At 66.5% G+C, this 16,930-nt stretch carries 14 protein-coding genes; all 14 read left to right on the forward strand.

The window, feature by feature from the left end:
* Window positions 1-624 precede the first annotated feature (624 nt).
* The 14 genes from CIT39_RS25470 (at window position 625) to CIT39_RS25535 (ending at window position 16,923) form a co-directional block, all read left to right on the forward strand.
* Window positions 625-1,875, forward strand: a complete 1,251-nt coding sequence (locus tag CIT39_RS25470; protein WP_094974140.1) for an ABC transporter substrate-binding protein — start codon at window positions 625-627, stop codon at window positions 1,873-1,875.
* 124 nt (window positions 1,876-1,999) lie between these two features.
* Window positions 2,000-2,827 carry a helix-turn-helix transcriptional regulator gene (locus CIT39_RS25475; protein ID WP_094974139.1) on the forward strand — a complete coding sequence of 276 codons (828 nt, stop codon included), beginning with the start codon at window positions 2,000-2,002 and terminating at the stop codon, window positions 2,825-2,827.
* Between the two features lie 436 nt (window positions 2,828-3,263).
* Complete coding sequence (locus CIT39_RS25480; protein ID WP_094974138.1) at window positions 3,264-4,274, forward strand: branched-chain amino acid ABC transporter permease; 1,011 nt, start codon at window positions 3,264-3,266, stop codon at window positions 4,272-4,274.
* A 1-nt stretch (window position 4,275) separates the two neighbouring features.
* Complete coding sequence (locus CIT39_RS25485) at window positions 4,276-5,352, forward strand: branched-chain amino acid ABC transporter permease (RefSeq protein ID WP_094974137.1); 1,077 nt, start codon at window positions 4,276-4,278, stop codon at window positions 5,350-5,352.
* A complete protein-coding gene (locus tag CIT39_RS25490; RefSeq protein ID WP_094974163.1) occupies window positions 5,345-6,127 on the forward strand; it encodes an ABC transporter ATP-binding protein in 783 nt (260 codons plus the stop codon). Before CIT39_RS25485 ends, CIT39_RS25490 begins: the two co-directional genes overlap by 8 nt.
* On the forward strand, window positions 6,120-8,324 hold the full coding sequence (locus tag CIT39_RS25495) for an ABC transporter permease (RefSeq protein ID WP_094974136.1): 2,205 nt from the start codon (window positions 6,120-6,122) through the stop codon (window positions 8,322-8,324). The genes CIT39_RS25490 and CIT39_RS25495 overlap by 8 nt, the downstream gene beginning before the upstream one ends.
* A 3-nt stretch (window positions 8,325-8,327) precedes the next feature.
* Window positions 8,328-9,161: a phosphoenolpyruvate hydrolase family protein gene (locus tag CIT39_RS25500; protein ID WP_094974135.1), complete on the forward strand. Its 834-nt coding sequence runs from the start codon at window positions 8,328-8,330 to the stop codon at window positions 9,159-9,161.
* A gap of 25 nt (window positions 9,162-9,186) precedes the next feature.
* On the forward strand, window positions 9,187-12,102 hold the full coding sequence (locus CIT39_RS25505; RefSeq protein WP_094974134.1) for a flotillin family protein: 2,916 nt from the start codon (window positions 9,187-9,189) through the stop codon (window positions 12,100-12,102).
* Window positions 12,103-12,111: 9 nt separating this feature from the next.
* Window positions 12,112-12,549, forward strand: coding sequence for an SRPBCC family protein (locus CIT39_RS25510; protein ID WP_094974133.1), 438 nt, complete (start codon window positions 12,112-12,114; stop codon window positions 12,547-12,549).
* Between the two features lie 2 nt (window positions 12,550-12,551).
* Window positions 12,552-12,995 carry an SRPBCC family protein gene (locus tag CIT39_RS25515; RefSeq protein WP_094974132.1) on the forward strand — a complete coding sequence of 148 codons (444 nt, stop codon included), beginning with the start codon at window positions 12,552-12,554 and terminating at the stop codon, window positions 12,993-12,995.
* 2 nt (window positions 12,996-12,997) lie between these two features.
* A complete protein-coding gene (locus CIT39_RS25520; RefSeq protein WP_094974131.1) occupies window positions 12,998-13,816 on the forward strand; it encodes an FAD binding domain-containing protein in 819 nt (272 codons plus the stop codon).
* Between the two features lie 5 nt (window positions 13,817-13,821).
* Window positions 13,822-14,298 carry a (2Fe-2S)-binding protein gene (locus CIT39_RS25525; RefSeq protein ID WP_094974130.1) on the forward strand — a complete coding sequence of 159 codons (477 nt, stop codon included), beginning with the start codon at window positions 13,822-13,824 and terminating at the stop codon, window positions 14,296-14,298.
* 8 nt (window positions 14,299-14,306) lie between these two features.
* Complete coding sequence (locus CIT39_RS25530) at window positions 14,307-15,899, forward strand: xanthine dehydrogenase family protein molybdopterin-binding subunit (protein ID WP_094974129.1); 1,593 nt, start codon at window positions 14,307-14,309, stop codon at window positions 15,897-15,899.
* A gap of 1 nt (window position 15,900) precedes the next feature.
* Window positions 15,901-16,923 (forward strand): xanthine dehydrogenase family protein molybdopterin-binding subunit, encoded by a 1,023-nt coding sequence (locus tag CIT39_RS25535; RefSeq protein ID WP_094974128.1) that lies wholly within the window; start codon window positions 15,901-15,903, stop codon window positions 16,921-16,923.
* Window positions 16,924-16,930: the final 7 nt, after the last annotated feature.

Raw genomic sequence — 16,930 nt, forward strand, 5'->3', positions numbered from 1 at the left:
GATGCCGTCCACCCGGTTGGGCTCGCGCACATCTTCGAACAGCTTGACCGTGGCAACGACGGCCAGGACCACACGGTTTTGCCGTACGCACGGCCCGCCATGTCGCCGCAGTATTCCCGAGCCCTGTCGACGAAGCCGGAAACTTACGAGCGAGACGGAGCCTAGCAGCGCCGTCGTCCGCACGCGGTTACGAGCTCACAGGGACTACCCGCCCTGCCCGCACCTCTCGTGCCGACGCTGCCGCGTCCACCGCAAGCCCGGCTCGCGAACATGACGACTTCACGTCGCCCCTCTTGGGTGAGCCGGGATGGACGACACATACGCCGAAACCGAATTTCGGTAAAGGGGAATATTTTTGCGCGCGTGGATTGACAGAAGCCGACACAGGCAACGCTCCGCCGGGCGCCATGGTGCCTGCCTCCGTCGAGCATCACCAGCGCGGTGCGACCGCCTGTTGCATCGCGGAAGCATTTGCACCGCACCATTCGAAAATGAGACTGCCCGTCAAACCAAAGGAGGCGCCGACGCATGCACCGCGTCCGACTTCGGTTAGCTTTCCCATCAAAGCCGCGGGCCTTTCGAGAGCCACGCGGCGACAAAAGACGACACACAGGGAGGAGCACAATGTCGAAATGCAGTGTGGGACTGCTCGCGCTGAGCAGCTTGTTTCTTTCAACCGCGGCGTTCGCCCAGGAGAAGATCAAGGTGGGCGTAACCGCAACCCTCGAAGGCACCTACACGGTGCTCGGCGAGGACGGCATGCGCGGCCACCAGACGGCCCTCAACGTCCTGGGCAAGAAGGTCGGCGACAAGGAGCTCGAATTCATCGTCGCCTCGACCGACGCGACGCCGGACAGCGCCGTGCGCGCCGTGCGCAAGCTGATCGAGCAGGACAAGGTGCAGATCCTGCTCTCGCCGCTCTCCGGCGACGAGGGCATCGCGGTGAAGAATTTCGCGAAAACCCATCCCGAGCTGACCTTCATCAACGCGGCCTCCGGCGCGCAGGAAACGACCTATGTCGATCCGGCCCCGAACTTCTTCCGCTACAACATGGACGGCGCGCAGTGGCAGGTCGGCCTCGGCAAATACGCCTATGAGGAAAAGAAGTATCGCAAGATCGCGACCGTCGGCGAGGACTATTCCTTCATCTACACCCAGGTGTTCGGTCTCGTGCTCGAGTTCTGCGGCGCCGGCGGACAGGTCACCAACCGGCAATGGGTGCCGCTCGGCACCAAGGACTTCGCCTCGGTCATCGCGGCACTGCCCGACGACGTCGATGCGATCTATCTCGGGCTCGGCGGCGCCGACGCCGTCAATTTCCTCAACCAGTATCAGCAGGCCGGCGGCAAGGCGCATCTGATGGGCGGCTCGATCATGATCGACCAGACCATCCTGTCGTCGAAGGGCAACGCCAAGAACGCCCTGGTCGGCACCATCGCGGCGAGCGGCCAGGCCGACACCTGGGAGGATCCGGGCTGGCAGAAATTCGTGAAGGCCTATCAGGACTCCTTCCCGCCGAACAAGCGATTCCCGAGCCCGTCGCTGCTCGCCACCAACTATTACGGCTCGACCATGGCGCTGATCCTGGCGCTGCGTGCGGTCAATGGCGATCTCTCCAACAACCAGGCCAAGTACAAGGAAGCCCTCGCCAAGATCGAGATCGATGCGCCGAACGGCAAGATCAAGCTCGACGCCAATCGCCAGGCGATCGGCACCAACTTCGTCACCGAGGTCGTCGACGACGGCAAGGGCGCGCTGTTCAGCAAGGTCGTGAAGGTGATCCCGAACGTCAACCAGACGCTCGGCTACGATCCGGCGGTCTTCTCCAAGATCGGGTTGCCGAGCCGCACCGTGCCGGAATGTAAGAAGTACTGACGCATACTCCTGCGATGCACAACCCGGGGAGCGACTCGCTGACGCGGTCGCTCTCCGCTCTTGCAATCTCGTCGGCGTTGTTGAACGCTGACCGAAAAGACAAGAACATTCGGGAGGGGAAGGCATGAGCCGTGCGCTCGCCGTCTTCCATGGCCGGTTTGGCCGGGCGACGGTTTATCAGTTGAACCGCCCTTTCAATATCCACGCCCATCGTGAAGGTCATCTGATCTTCCATGTTGGCGGCATGCCCGCATGCATCGACGTCTCCGACGGACACCACGATCTCAACGAGACGTCCGTGGTCGCGGTCAATCCGTGGGAGCCGCACAATTTCCTGCCCGCGGATCTCGACGGCGGCGCGATCTTCTTCGTGCTCTATGTCAACGCCGAATGGTTTGCGCCCGATGCATCCGGCACCCACCGGATGCGTTTCGGCCGCACCCAGTTCCGGCGCACGCCGGCGCTGGACAAGCATATCAGGCGGACCGCCGCGCTCGTGTGCGGCGCACCATCGCTCTCCAGCCTGGATTCCGAGCTGCGGCGGCTGATCGACGTCTGCTACGACGAAAGCTGGCAGCAGGCCGAGATCGCACGTGATCCTCGCGCAAACGGCTCCGTCACCGACTTTCGCGTGCGCAAGTGCATCAAGATGATGTCGGAAAGCCCCGGCGCCGAGATCGAACTCGATGCGATCGCGCGGGAATCCGGCCTGTCGCGGCCGCATTTCTACCGGTTGTTTCGCGTCCAGACCGGCGTGACGCCGAACCTCTATCTCAACACGCTGATCATGGAACAGGCGCTCGAAGCGCTGGTGGCGAGCGAGGCGCCGATCGCCGATATCGGCTTCGATCTCGGCTTCTCCTCCCAGAGCGGCTTCACCCGCTTCTTCGCTGCCAATGTCGGGATGGCGCCGACCGATTATCGTCGCGCAGCCAAGATTTTGCGCGCCTGAGCTGCGCGAAAAGATACTCACGATCAAACGTCGCCCTCGCAGCCCCGCTAGGATGCGGGCAACGCGATCCCGGAAGAGGGTCGCGACCGACGGGAGGACGTACGTCAATGGCAGGGCTCGCAGCCGACGACGGCTTGCATCCCTCCTCTTCGCGCATGCGGGGAGGCGGTTGGGGTGTGCCCGCGCCTTCGCGACGTCTCCCCGCGTGCGGGGGGAAAATCGCAGAAGATCTCTTGGAACGGCAAGCGCCTCGTCCTTCGAGACGACCGCTCCGCGGTCTCCTCAGGATGAGGCTGATCGGCATCGGACCTGCTGCCGCATGCTCCGCCCTCATCCTGAGGAGCCCGCCAATGCGGGCGTCTCGAAGGATGGGCCGCGGCGGAGACGCCGTTCCCGATATGCGGTTCTCTCCCCGCAATCGGGGCGAGGTGAAGCCATGAGCCGCTTTGTCGAACGCCATCCGGCCTGGGCGCTGATCTCGATCATCGCCATTGCCGTCGGGCTCTGGCTGGTCTTCGCGATCTGGCCGCCCGGCCTCGAAGAGGCCATCGGCCGCAAGCGCGTCTTCCTCAACGCGGTCTTCAACGGCATCACGCTCGGAGGCCTCTACTTCCTCGTCGCCAGTGGCTTCACGCTGATCTTCGGCCTGATGCGCAACGTCAACCTCGCGCACGGCTCGCTCTATCTGTTCGGCGGCTATGTCGGCTACGCCATCAGCACGGCAACCGGCTCCTGGGTGCTCGGCTTCATCGTCGCCTTCATCCTCACCGCCATGGTCGGCGTCCTGCTCCAGTTGATCGTGTTCCGCCGGATGGAGGGACAGGATCTCAGGCAGACCATGGTGACGATCGGGCTTTCGATCGTGTTCGCCGACCTCATGCTGTGGGCCTGCGGCGGCGACTTCTACCAGATCCAGACACCGAACTGGCTGATCGGCCCTATGGAGCTGCCGCTGGTCACGGCGATCAAGTCCTCGGGCGAACCGGTCTATCTCAGATATCCCATGGTCCGGCTCGTGATCTTCGCCGCTTCCGTGGTCATCGGCGTTGCGATGTGGCTTGTTCTCAATCGCACCCGGGTCGGCATGATCGTCCGCGCCGGCGTCGACGATCGCGATATCCTCGCGGCGACCGGGGTGCGCATCCAGCTCGTCTTCGTGGCGGTGTTTGCGTTCGGCGCGGGACTTGCCGGCATCGCCGGCGTCGTCGGCGGCACCTTCCAATCCCTGTCGCCGGGCGAGGACATCCGCTTCCTGCTCGCCTCCCTCGTCGTCGTGATCGTGGGCGGCATGGGCTCGATCCCCGGCGCGGCGCTCGGCGCGCTGATCATCGGCCTCGCCGAGCAGCTCGGCTCGGTCTACATCCCCACCTATGCCATCGTCGTGACCTTCCTGATCATGGTGCTGGTGCTGGCGATCCGGCCGCAAGGCCTGTTGGCGAGGCGCTGAGATGTCGCTCGCCCACGATAGCCGCATCACCGTACGGCCCGCCGCATTGGCGCAGCGCCCGGCGCGCATATGGCCTGAGATCAACCATCCCGCGGCCTGGATCGTCGCGGTCATTCTCCTGATCATGCCGCTGATCGCCAACGGCTTCTTCCTGATCGAGATCTTCGCTTCCACCTTGATCCTCGGCACCATGGCGCTGAGCCTGATGTTCCTCGCCGGCTACGGCGGCATGGTCAGCCTGATGCAGCTCACCATCGCGGGCTTCTCGGCCTACATGGTCGCCGTGTTCGGCGTCAGCGGCAACGCCAATATCAGCCTGGGCTGGCCGTGGTGGCTGGCGGTTCCCATGGCGCTGGCGCTGGCGACCGCCTTCGGCACGCTCGGCGGCGCGCTCGCGGTACGCACCGAAGGCATCTACACCATCATGATCACGCTCGCGATCGGAGCTGCCTTCTACTATTTCACCAACCAGAACTGGGCGATCTTCAACGGCCATACCGGCATCAACACCGTGGCCACACCGCACTTCTGGGGCGTGAACTGGCGCGCCGACATTCCCTTCTATTACATCGTGCTCGCGGTCGCCGCGCTCTGCTATTTCGCCGTCGAATATCTCTCGCGCGCCCCGTTTGGCCTTGCGCTGCAGGGCGTGCGCGACAATCCCAGGCGCATGGCCGCACTCGGCTTCAACGTCAACGCGCACCGGGTCGCCGCCTATGCCTTCGCCTCCTTCATCGCGGCGCTCGCCGGCGTCCTCCAGGTCTGGAACTACCGCCAGATCTCGCCGGGCTCCGTCAGCGTCGGCGCCTGCATCGACGTGCTGATCATCGCCGTCGTGGGCGGCATCACGCGCCCGATCGGTCCCTTCATCGGCGCGCTGATCTTCGTGCTGCTGCGCACCTTCGCGCTCGATTTCCTGGTCAGGATCGGTCTCGACGGCAACCGATTCCGGCTTTTGATCGGACTCGGCTTCCTCGCCATCGTGTTCTGGTCCTCGGACGGCGTCATCGGGCTGTGGCAGCGCTGGCGCCAGCACCGCGGCGCCGACCGATCCGGTGGAGGGCGTCGCCATGGATAGCGTCGCCCAGCGCCTCTCGGCCGTCGGCGCCGGCGCCGCGCTGGAGCTGCGCGGCGTGACGCGGCTGTTCGGCGCGCTCGCCGCGCTCACCGACGTCACCATCACCGTGCGTCCCGGCGAACGCCGCGCCGTGCTCGGCTCCAACGGCGCCGGCAAGACCACGCTGTTCAACTGCATCACCGGCGACTTCCCGCCCTCCTCCGGCACGATCCGCTTCTTCGGCGAGGACGTCACGCATTTCCCGCCCTATGAACGCATCCGCCGCGGGCTGCGCCGGACCTACCAGATCTCCGCGCTGTTCCCCGGCCTCACCGTGCAGGACAATGTCTATCTCGCCTGCCGCGGCGTCTCGCGCGGTCGCTTCTCGTTCCTGCGTCCGGGACAGAACGATGCCCTGATGCACGCAGCCGACAATCTGGTCCAGGCCGTGCATCTGTCCGCCGTCAAGGACCAGCGCGTCGCCGAACTCGCGCACGGCCAGCAGCGCCAGCTCGAGATCGCGCTCGCGCTCGCCGGCGCGCCCCGCTTCGTGCTGTTCGACGAGCCGGCCGCGGGCCTGTCGCCGACCGAGCGTGCCGAGCTGATCGAGATCCTGACCTCGCTGCCGGCGCATATCGGCTACATCATCATCGAGCACGACATGGACGTGGCGCTGCGCGTCGTCGAGAGCGTCACGATGATGCACAACGGCCGCGTCTTCAAGGAAGGCGTGCCGCAGGAGATCCAGTCGGATCCGGAAGTGCAGGAGCTTTATCTCGGAGGCGGCCATGAATGAGGCCCGCCGCTCCGCCGCCGCACTCGAGGTCCGCGGGCTCGACGTCTATTACGGTCACTCGCACGCCCTGCAAGGCGTCGACCTCACGCTGGAGAGCGGCGTGTTCTCCGTCGTCGGCCGCAACGGCATGGGCAAGACCACGCTGTGCAAGGCGATCATGGGGCTGGTCGCGGTGAGCGGCGGCTCGATCCGCCTGCGCGGCGAGGACATCACGCGGCGGCCTTCCGCCCAGATCGCCCGGCTCGGCGTCGGCTATGTGCCGCAGGGACGCCGCCTGTGGCGTTCGCTCAGCGTCGACGAGCATTTGCGGCTGGCCGGCGGGCTGCGGTCCGGCGCCTGGACCGTCGAGCGCATCTACGACACCTTCCCGCGCCTTGCCGAGCGCAAAGACCATGGCGGCGGCCAGCTCTCCGGCGGCGAGCAGCAAATGCTGGCGATCTCGCGCGCGCTTCTCACCAATCCACAGCTGCTCGTCATGGACGAGCCGACCGAAGGCCTCGCTCCCGTCATCGTGGCGCAAGTCGAGGAGATGCTGCTGCGGCTCGGCGAGGACGGCGACATGTCCGTGCTCGTGATCGAGCAGAATATCGGCGTCGCCACCGCGGTCTCGCGCAACGTCGCGATCATGGTCAACGGCCGCATCAACCGCATCATCGATTCCGCGCGGCTCGCCGCCGACCGCGAGCTGCAGCAGCGCCTGCTCGGTGTCGGCCTCCACGCCGAACTCGAGCCGGATCTCGACATCCCCGCATCCGGCCCGGAGGCCAAACCGGTGCCGGCGCCGCGCCGCGACGGACCGGTCCGCATCTACATCTCCAACCCGACGCTTCCGACGCGGTGGTCGCAACCGGTGCCGATCGCCCGCATCGAGGCTGCAGCGCGCACGCTCTCGACCCAGGTCGCGCGACTCGACGACACCGCGCGGCGCAAGCGCGAACCGGTGGCGGCGCAGACCGCCGGGCCGCCCGTCGTGCTGGTGGTCGGCACGCTCGATACGAAAGGTCTCGAGCTGCGCTTCATCCGCGACATCATCGCGGAAACCGGCCTGCGCACGCGGCTGGTCGACGTCTCGACCAGCGGCAAGCATTCCAGCTGCGATGTCTCCGCGCAGGAGATCGCACTGAACCACGGCCGCGGCGGCTCCGCCGTATTCGGCCCCGACCGCGGCGCGGCCGTGAAGGCGATGGCCGATGCCTTTGCCAGCTGGCTGCGGCGCCAGGGCAATGTCGCCGGCGTGATCTCAGCCGGCGGCTCCGGCGCGGCCTCGCTGGTTGCCCCCGGCATGCGCGCGCTTCCCATCGGCGTGCCCAAGCTGATCGTCTCCTCGGTTGCCTCCGGCGATGTCGGGCCTTATGTCGGCCCCGCCGACATCACCATGATGTACTCCGTCACCGACGTGCAGGGGCTCAACTCGATCTCGCGCTCGGTGCTGGCCAACGGCGCCAATGCGCTGGCCGGCATGGTCAAGGCGCGGCTCGATACGCGCGCGGCCCGACCCGCCGGCGGCCTGCCTTCGGTCGGCATCACCATGTTCGGCGTGACGACGCCGGCGGTGCAGAAGATCGCCGCCGATTTGCGCGAGGATTTCGAATGCCTGGTCTTCCATGCCACCGGCGTCGGCGGCCGCTCCATGGAGAAACTCGTCGAGTCCGGCCAGCTCGCCGGCGTCATCGACCTCACCACGACGGAGGTCTGCGATCTCCTGCTGGGCGGTGTGTTTCCCGCAACCGATGACCGCCTCGGCGCGATCATCCGCACGCGCGTCCCCTATATCGGCTCGGTCGGCGCACTCGACATGGTCAATTTCGGCGCGCCCGACACCATCCCCGAGCGCTACCGCGGCCGCAAATTCCACGTCCACAATCCGCAGGTGACGCTGATGCGGACGACCGTGGAAGAGAACGAGCGCATCGGCCGCTGGATCGGCGAGCGGCTCAACCAGATGGACGGACCCGTGCGCTTCTTCCTGCCCGAGGGCGGCGTCTCCGCGCTCGACGCCCGCGGCCAGCCGTTCTGGGACCCCGATGCGGACGCCGCGCTGTTCCGCGCGCTGGAGCGGACCGTGCGGCAGACCGGTCATCGCCAGCTCATTCGCACGCCGAAGAACATCAACGATCCCGACTTCGCCGCCGCCATCGTCAGTGCGTTCCGAACCCTGTTCGGGCGACCCGGCGCGCGGCGGAGACTAGCGAGGTGAGAGATGGCCAGGTTTGAACGCGCAGCACTGCTGAAGAGGTTTCGCGAGATGGCGAAGCGCGGCGAGCCGATCGTCGGCGGCGGCGCCGGCACCGGGCTGTCGGCGAAATGCGAGGAGGCCGGCGGCGTCGATCTCATCGTGATCTACAATTCCGGCCGCTACCGCATGGCCGGCCGCGGCTCGCTCGCCGGCCTGATGGCCTACGGCGATGCCAATGCCATCGTGCTGGAAATGGCCGGCGAAGTGCTGCCCGTGGTCACCAGGACGCCGGTGCTCGCCGGCGTCAACGGCACCGATCCGTTCCGCGACATGGACGTCTTCCTCGACCAGCTGAAGGCGCTCGGTTTCGCCGGCGTCCAGAACTTTCCGACCGTCGGCCTGATCGACGGCACCTTCCGTGCCAATCTCGAAGAAACCGGGATGTCCTATGCGCTCGAGATCGACATGATCGCCAAGGCGCACGACAAGGACATGCTGACGACGCCCTATGTGTTCAGCGAGAAGGAGGCCGCCGCGATGGCGATCGCCGGCGCCGACATCGTCGTCTGTCACATGGGGCTGACGACCGGCGGCTCGATCGGCGCGCAGACGGCACCTAAGCTCGATGACTGTCCCGCCCGGATCGACACCTGGGCTTCCGCTGCGCTCAGCGTCAATCCTGAGATCCTGGTGCTGGCGCATGGCGGCCCGATCGCGGATCCCGCCGACGCCGATTTCATCATGAAGAACACCCGCCATTGCCACGGCTTCTACGGCGCCTCCTCGATGGAGCGGCTGCCGGTGGAACGGGCGCTGACGGAGCAGGTGCGTCAATTCAAGGCGATCGGCGCGCGATAACGCCGAAGGTACGAGGGAGGAATAGATGTCGGGCAATCTGGTCGGTGAATTGATCCTCTGGCTGATCGTCGCGATCGTCGTGATCGTGGTCGGCGTCTACATCGTGAATTGGCTTTATCACCGCTCCTCCAAGGAGACCTCGTTCGTCCGCACCGGTTTCCTCGGCGAGCGCGTGGTGATCAATGGCGGTGCCTTCGTGATGCCGTTCATCCACGATTACACGCCTGTCAACATGAACGTGCTGCCGATGGGCATCGTGCGGTCCAAGCAGGACGCCGTGATCACCCGCGACCGCATGCGCGTCGACATCGAGGCCGACTTCTATGTCCGCGTGCAGGCGACCCGCGAGGCCGTGTCGATCGCAGCCGCCACGCTCGGCCGCCGCACCATGGAGCCCGAGCAGCTCCACGCCCTCCTCGCCGGCAAGTTCATCTCGGCAATCCGCTCGGTTGCTTCCGAAATGACGCTGGAGCAGATGCACGAGCAGCGTGGCGAGTATGTCGCCCGCCTCAAGGCCAACGCGACGGAAGCCCTCGCCCAGAACGGCCTCGAGCTGGAATCGGTCGCCATCACCGATCTCGACCAGACCGATCTCGAATTCTTCAATCCCTCGAACCGGTTCGACGCCGAAGGCCTGACCCAGCTGATGCAGGACATCGAGGCCAAGCGGAAGCTGCGCAACGACATCGAGCAGGACTCGATGATCAGGATCCGCACCCGCAATCTGGAAGCCGAGCGGCAGGCGCTCGAGATAGAGCGCGAGAGCGAGACCGCGCGCCTGGAGCAGGAACGCGACATCGAGATGCGCCGCGCGCTCCAGCGCACGGAAGTCGCCCGCGAGCGCGCGCTGCGCGAGACCGAGGCAGAACAGGCGCAGATCTCCGCGCGTGAGACCATCGAGCGCGCCCGCATCGCCAATGACCAGGCGATCGCGGAGGCCCGCATCGCCTCCGAGCGCGAGACCCGCCAGAAGGAGATCGAGCGGACCCGCACCATCGAGGAAAAGGAGCTGCTGGCGCGCGAGGAGATCGAGAAGACCAGGATCGCCAACCAGCGTTCGATCGACACCACGCGGATCGCCTCGGAGCGCGAGGTCCGCCAGCGCGAGATCGAGCGGATGCGCACGGTCGAGGAAGCCGAGATCGCGGCGCGCGAAGCGATCGAAAAGGCCAGGATCCAGCAGGATCGCGTCATCACCGATGCCCGCATCGCCAACGAGGAGGAGACGCGCCGCCGCGAGATCGAGCGCACCCGCGCCGTCGACGAGGCCGAGATCGCCGCGCGCGAGGCGACCGAAAAGGCCCGCATCGCCCAGACGCTGATCGTCAATGTCGAGCGCATCTCCTCGGACGAGCGCACCCGCGCGCTGGAGATCCAGCAGGTGCGCGCCATCCAGGAGGCCGAGATCGAGGCGCAGCGCGCGGTGGAGGCCGCCCGCATCGCCCGCGAGCGGACACTCTCCGCGGAGCGCATCGCCGCCGAGCAGAACACGCGGCAGCTGGAGATCGAGCGCAACCAGGCGCTCGACGTCGCCGGCATCGCCGCGCGCGAGACCACAGAGGCCTCACGCATTGCCCAGGAGGAGCGCGTGCGCTCGCTGGAAATCGCCCGCAACCGCGCCGTCGAGGAAGCCGACATCGCCTCCCGCGAGGCGATCGAGGCAGCCCGCATCGCCCAGGAGAAGGCGGTTGCGGCCGAGCGCATCCAGGCCGAGCGCGACACCCGCTCGCTCGAAATCGAGCGCACCGGCGTGCTGGAGGCAGCCGAGCTGAAGCGGCGCGACGCCATCGAGCGCCAACGCATCACGGTCGATCTGGCGCTGGAGGCCGAACGGATCAATTCCTCGAAGAAGCGCGAGGTGCTCAATATCGAGCAGAAGAAGGCGATCGAGATCGCCGACGAGGACCGCGTCATCGCGCTGTCGACCAAGAAGTCCGAGCGGATCGATGCCGACCGCCAGGTCCGGCAGGCCGAAATCGTGGCGCGCAAGGAGGTCGAGACCACTGACGTCTCGCGCGAGCAGGCGCTGGAAGCGGCTCGCATCGAGCGGCGCCGCTCGATCGAGCAACTTGAGGTCGCCCGCGTTCAATCCTTGCAAGAGGCCGAGATCGCCTCGCGCGAGGAGGTCGAACGCGCACGGATTGCATCCGATCGGGGCCTCGACGAAGCCCGCGTCGGCCGCGAGCGCGAGCTGCGCAAGCTCGAGGTCAATCGCGAGAAGGAGGTCGAGACCGTCCTGATGGAGAAGGCCATCGCCATTCATCTGAAGTCTCTGGAAGAGTCCGCAGCCAAGGCATCGGCCGAGGAAGCCCGGATGCGCGCGACGGAAGCCACCGAGCGTGTCGTCACCGCGCGAGAGAGCGAGATCGCCAAGCGGCGCAAGACGATCGAGGTGTTGCTGGCGGAGAAGCAGGCGGAGGAGACCCGCATCGCGGCCGAGGCCGAGCGCGTGCGCGCGACCGTCGAAGCCGAGGCGCAGCGGATGCTCAACGAAGCCGAGAACGTGCTGACCGATCAAGCCCGCTACTCGCTGTTCCGCCGCAAGCTGCTCGACCGGATCGAGGGCATCGTGCGCGAGAGCGTCAAGCCGATGGAGAAGATCGAGGGCATCCGCATCCTCCAGGTCGACGGCCTCAACGGCAATGGCAATAGTGGCAATGGCGGCCGCAGCGCCACCGACGAGGTCATCGATTCCGCCCTGCGCTATCGCGTTCAGGCGCCGTTGATCGACTCGATCCTCGCCGACATCGGCGTCGAAGGCGGCAGCCTCTCCAAAATGCCGGGCCTGATCCGCGAGGCCCGCGACATGCAAGGCATCAAGGAAGCCGCGCGCAAGGGCGGCGGGGGCGGAGGTGGCGGCGACAAGCCGGCGGCCTCACCAGCCCCCTCGGCCGAAGGTGGCGCGCCGCCGGCCGATCGCGGACCGCGGAAGAAGGGCTGAGGTCGCACCATGGCTCGCGTTTACGTCTCCACCGTCGTCAATGCCCGCAACGACCGCGTCTGGGCGCGGGTCCGCGATTTCAACGGCCTTCCGAACTGGCATCCGGCGATCGCCGAAAGCCGTATCGAGGGCGGCGAACCCTCGGACAAGATCGGTTGCGTGCGGGATTTTCGCCTGCGCAACGGCGATCGCATCCGCGAGAAGCTGCTCGGGCTCTCCGACTACGACATGTTCTGCACCTATTCGATCCTGGAATCCCCGATGGGTGTCGAGAACTACGTCGCAACCCTGCGGCTGACACCCGTCACCGACGGCGACCAGACCTTCATGGAATGGACCGCCGAGTTCGACTGCGCGCCGGAGCGCGAGGCCGAGTTCGTCGGCAATATCGGCGGCGGCGTGTTCCAGGGCGGGTTCGATGCGCTCAAGCGCGTGTTCGGAGGCTAGCCGTGCCGCATGTCGTCAAGAGCACGATCCTGGACGCACCGACCGATGCGGTGTGGACCGTGCTGCGCGATTTCAACGGGCACGATCGTTGGCACCCGGTCGTCGCGACGTCCTCGATCGAGCGCGCGCAGTCCTCCGACAAGATCGGCTGCATCAGGCGGTTCAAGCTCAACGACGGCTCCGAGCTGCGCGAGCAGTTGCTGGCGCTGTCGGACCTTGAACAGTCCTTCAGTTATTGCCTGCTCGATACGCCGATGCCGATGTTCAACTACGTCGCCCATGTCCGACTGCTACCGGTCACCGACGGCGACCGCACCTTCTGGCACTGGGAGTCCCGCTTCACCACCAAGCCGGAAGATCGCGACCGCATCACGCATATGGTCGCCGAAGACATTTACCAGGCCGGGTTCGAGGCGATCCGCCGCCATCTGAAGGAGGCCGCATAATCATGGCCGTGACAGTGAAGACGTTTGCAAGCGTAAGCGAAGCGGCCGGGGCGCTGTCCTCTGACCGCAGCGCGCGCTATCTCGGCGGCGGCACGCTGGTGATGCGCGCGCTGAACGAGGGCGATGTTGCGATCGCGACCGTCATCCGCGCCCAGGATCAGGCGCTGACCCGGATCGACGCCTCCGGCCCGCGCGTCACGCTCGGCGCCGGCGTTACCTTCGCGCGCGTCCTTGCCGAGCGCGACCTCGCCTTCCTGCACGCGCCCGCCCGCTCGATCGGCGGTCCCGCCGTCCGCAACATGGGCACGGTCGGCGGCAATCTCTTCGCACCCAGTCCCTATGGTGATTTCACCGTCGCGCTGCTGGCACTCGATGCCACCGTCGCCGTGGCGGGCGGCTTTGGTTCACGCGACATCCCGATCGAGGAGTTTTTGCAGGCGCGCGACCGGCAGGCGGGAACCTTGGTGCTGTCGGTCTCCTGCACCCGGCCGGCGAGCAGCGAGGCGTTCCGCTATCGCAAGATTGCCCGCATCAAGCCGAAGGGAGGCTCGGTCGTCACGCTGGCGGCGCATCTGCCGATCAGTGGCGGTCGAATTGCAGGCGCCCGGATCGCACTGGGATCGATGGCACCGACCCAGATCCGTGCCCGTGCCGCCGAGCGTGCGCTGGAGGGCCGTTCGCTGGATGCCACGACCATTGCGGCGGCCGCATCCGCTGCAGCCGAAGGAACATCGCCATCCGACAACGCGCTCGGCAGCGCCTGGTATCGCCGCGAGATCGTCGGCGTCCACCTGCGGCGCCTGCTGACGGGACAGGAATAGGGCCCATGTCCAAGATCCCCCTGCAATTTCGTCACAACGGCCGCGACGTCGCGATTTTCGTCGATGGCGGCACCAATCTGCTGGTCGCGCTCCGCGAGCTGATCGGCGACATGACGCCGAAATTCGGCTGCGGCCAGGGCGGCTGCGGCACCTGCAGCGTGCTGATCGACGGCGAGCTTCATCTCTCCTGCCTGACGCTGGCGGAGACCGTGGGCGGCCGTTCCATCGAGACGCTCGACGGCATGAAGCAGGGCCCGAATTTGCACCCGCTGCAGCGCGCCTTCGCCGACCATTTCGCGGCCCAGTGCGGCTATTGCACGCCGGGGATGCTGATGGCGGCAAAGGCGCTGCTCGACCGCAATCCCTCGCCGAGCCGCGACGAAGTCGTCGAGGCCATCTCCGGCAATATCTGCCGCTGCACCGGCTACGAGCCGATCATCAACGCCATCCTGGCTGCCGCCGGCGGCCGGGTCAGCGCCTGAGGTCAACCATGCTGGAACTTCGCAAGGACATCTTCGCCGACGAGCGCGACGATAATCTCAATGAAATCGGCAAGGGCACCCAGCGCCAGGACATGCTCGGCCATGTCACGGGGACGTCGAGCTATTTCAACGACCACAAGCTGCAGGGCATGCTGCACCTGAAGGTCGTGCGCTCGACACAGGCGCATGCAAGGATCCGCCGCATCGATACGGCCGAGGCCGAACGTTCGTCCGGCGTGCGACGCATCATCCGCGGCACCGACGTGCCGGTCAATCTCAACACCTTGCTCAGCCTGATCAACTTCGGCAAGGACGACGAGCCGTCGCTGGCGGTCGACAAGGTCCGCTACAAGGGCGAGCCGATCCTCGCCATCGTTGCCGACAGCGAGCGCGAAGCGTTCGAGGCCATCGCGAAGGTCAAGATCGATTACGAACCCCTGCCGACCGTGTTCGACGTCGAGGATGCGCTGAAGCCCGGCGCGCCCGTGGTCAACGAGACCTATCCGAAGAACGCCTTCATCTATCACGATGCCTACGACCATCAGCGCCTGCGCTTCGGCGATGCCGACGCGGCGCTCGCGACCGCCGACCACGTGCTGGAGCAACGCTACCAGATGTCGCCGATCGAGCACGCGCCGACCGAGACCAACGGCGCCATTGCGGCGCCCGACACCAATGGCCGTTATGTCGTCTACACCTCGACCCAGGCGCTGTTCTTCTCCGTCGACACTTGCGCCAAGATCCTGGACGTGCCCTCCAACACCTTCCATTTCATCGGCGGCACCGTCGGTGGCGGCTTCGGCGGCAAGGTGGATACCTTGACCGAGCCGCTCGCCATCCTCGGCGCGATGCTGACGGGACGCCCCGTGCGCTACGTGTTCGGGCGCGAGGAGGAGATGCAATATGGGCCGCCGCGCGGCGCCGAACGCATCTACATCAAGGACGGCGTAATGCGCGACGGCCGCATCGTCGCCCGCAAGATCCACGCCTATTTCGACAGCGGCGCCTATACGCGGTTGTCGAGCTACGCCGCCGTGAAGTGCGCGGCACATCTGCCGGGCCCCTACACCATCCCGAACGTCTATGGCGACGTCTACTGCGTCTTCACCAATCGCACGCCTGCGACCGCGATGCGCGGCTTCGGCGTCACCGCGATGGACTTCGCGATCGAATGCCAGATGGACAAGCTCGCGAACCTCGTCGGCATGGACCCGATGGAGTTTCGCATTCTCAACGCCTATCGCGACGGCGACATGAAGGCGCACCGGCGCGAGGCCAAGAACACCGCGCTGATCGAATGCGTTCAGGTCGCCGCCGAAAAGGCCAAATGGCCGATCCGCGACGAGTTCAAGCGCGCCTCCTCGCGCAAGGACGGCGGCGGCAGCCGCGCGGCCATCCCGCCGACACCGACGGATTCGCGTAATCGTCCGGCTGCGCCTGCACAGCAGCGCACGAGCTATGACCGCGCACCGGTGACCGCAACGCGGGAACCGCCGCGTGATCCGCCCCCACCAACGCCGCCGCCTCCCCCGCCGCGTCCGGCCGCACCATCCCACGGTGCGACCCGGTTCTCGTCGGTGTTCGGCACCAGGAGACGCTGACATGACCCGGCATCGCGGACGCGGCATGGCGTCGATCAACTATCCCATCGGTATGAACCTTGGCGGCGATCCGAGCCAGGCCCTGGTTCACTCCAATCCGAGCGGCAAGTTCACGGTGGCGCTGTCGTCGATCGACCTCGGCCAGGGCATGAAATCAGTGACGCGGCAGATCTGTGCCGAGACGCTGGGCGTGCCGGTCGAGGACGTTTATGTCGACACGGCGGATTCCGACACCGGCCCGCATTGCATGGGCTCGTTCGCCTCGCGCGGCACCCACCGCGTCGGCAATGCCGTGATGGCGGCGGCCCGCGAGGCCCGTGGCGTGATGATGGAGGCCGCAGCCGAGGAGCTCGAGGTCAACGCTGCCGATCTCGAAACCGACGGCCGCGGCAACATCCATGTCAAGGGCGCACCGCATCGCTCGATCTCGACCAAGGACGTCGCGATTGCCGCGCAGTTCAAGCAGGGAAAGACCATCTCCGGCCGCGGCATCTTCCTCGTTCCCCTCTCCAACGTCGATCCGGAGACCGGCGAGATGTCGCCGGCGACCTGTTACGCCCATGCCTGCCTGGTCGCCGAGGTCGATGTCGACGACGAGACCGGCGAGGTCGCGATGGTCCGCATGGACTCCGCCTATGAACTCGGTCGCGCGCTCAACCCGCGTCTGGTCGAGCAGCAGCTGGTCGGCGGCGCCTGGATGGGCGTCAGCCACGCGCTCTACGAGACCCCGGAGCCCTATTATCCCGATCCCGTTCACGGCCCGCGCGACTTCGTCGAATATCTGATGCCCGGCCCCGGCGACATCTGCCCGCACGATATCGCGGTGCTGGAACGCCCCGCTCCCGATGGTCCGTTCGGCGCCAAAGGTCCCGGCGAGATGTGCGCCAACCCGGTGCTGCCGGCCGTCGCCAATGCGATCTTCAACGCCGTCGGCGTGCGCATCGACGACCTGCCGATCACGCCCGAAAAGGTGCTGCGCGCGATCAAGGCCCAGGGCGGCGCCCGGCCGCAGGCGCGGCGCTAGAGGATTG

The sequence above is a fragment of the Bradyrhizobium symbiodeficiens genome, from assembly GCF_002266465.3.
Classification (GTDB): domain Bacteria; phylum Pseudomonadota; class Alphaproteobacteria; order Rhizobiales; family Xanthobacteraceae; genus Bradyrhizobium; species Bradyrhizobium symbiodeficiens.

Excerpts from the sequence above, each read along its gene's own strand:
- CIT39_RS25495 (WP_094974136.1), top strand. The coding sequence starts at position 6,120 with ATGAATGAGGCCCGCCGCTCCGCCGCCGCACTCGAGGTCCGCGGGCTC.
- CIT39_RS25530 (WP_094974129.1), top strand. The coding sequence starts at position 14,307 with ATGCTGGAACTTCGCAAGGACATCTTCGCCGACGAGCGCGACGATAAT.
- CIT39_RS25505 (WP_094974134.1), top strand. The coding sequence starts at position 9,187 with ATGTCGGGCAATCTGGTCGGTGAATTGATCCTCTGGCTGATCGTCGCG.
- CIT39_RS25535 (WP_094974128.1), top strand. The coding sequence starts at position 15,901 with ATGACCCGGCATCGCGGACGCGGCATGGCGTCGATCAACTATCCCATC.
- CIT39_RS25485 (WP_094974137.1), top strand. The coding sequence starts at position 4,276 with ATGTCGCTCGCCCACGATAGCCGCATCACCGTACGGCCCGCCGCATTG.
- CIT39_RS25520 (WP_094974131.1), top strand. The coding sequence starts at position 12,998 with ATGGCCGTGACAGTGAAGACGTTTGCAAGCGTAAGCGAAGCGGCCGGG.
- CIT39_RS25470 (WP_094974140.1), top strand. The coding sequence starts at position 625 with ATGTCGAAATGCAGTGTGGGACTGCTCGCGCTGAGCAGCTTGTTTCTT.
- CIT39_RS25525 (WP_094974130.1), top strand. The coding sequence starts at position 13,822 with ATGTCCAAGATCCCCCTGCAATTTCGTCACAACGGCCGCGACGTCGCG.
- CIT39_RS25480 (WP_094974138.1), top strand. The coding sequence starts at position 3,264 with ATGAGCCGCTTTGTCGAACGCCATCCGGCCTGGGCGCTGATCTCGATC.
- CIT39_RS25500 (WP_094974135.1), top strand. The coding sequence starts at position 8,328 with ATGGCCAGGTTTGAACGCGCAGCACTGCTGAAGAGGTTTCGCGAGATG.
- CIT39_RS25510 (WP_094974133.1), top strand. The coding sequence starts at position 12,112 with ATGGCTCGCGTTTACGTCTCCACCGTCGTCAATGCCCGCAACGACCGC.
- CIT39_RS25490 (WP_094974163.1), top strand. The coding sequence starts at position 5,345 with ATGGATAGCGTCGCCCAGCGCCTCTCGGCCGTCGGCGCCGGCGCCGCG.
- CIT39_RS25475 (WP_094974139.1), top strand. The coding sequence starts at position 2,000 with ATGAGCCGTGCGCTCGCCGTCTTCCATGGCCGGTTTGGCCGGGCGACG.